At 42.1% G+C, this 252-nt stretch carries 1 protein-coding gene; it reads right to left on the reverse strand.

The window, feature by feature from the left end:
- Positions 1–164: 164 nt before the first annotated feature.
- The coding region (locus EVJ22_RS15425) for an IS3 family transposase (protein ID WP_131444302.1) at positions 165–252 on the reverse strand (88 nt) is incomplete at its 5' end.

Below are 252 nucleotides of genomic sequence, written 5' to 3' on the forward strand. Positions count from 1 at the left end.
CGTTCGGGTTCGACTCAAGCTGATCAATTTGATGGATATTGAAAATGATTTTGCTCATGGTTGTTTCTCCCGTCTAAATGAATAGGTTCATTATAGCGATTCGTGCGTATACGAAAAACCCCGAATGTGAACTGAACCAAAAAAGTTAGACACTAAATAATTTGTCAGGCGACTTCGAGAACCTGGGTCCGGTATTCCACCGGGCTCAGGTTTTTTAGTCGTTTCTTGATGCGACGATGATTGTAGTACTCG

It is taken from the genome of Exiguobacterium sp. SH0S7 (assembly GCF_004337195.1).
In the GTDB taxonomy this organism is placed as follows: Bacteria; Bacillota; Bacilli; order Exiguobacteriales; family Exiguobacteriaceae; genus Exiguobacterium; species Exiguobacterium aurantiacum_A.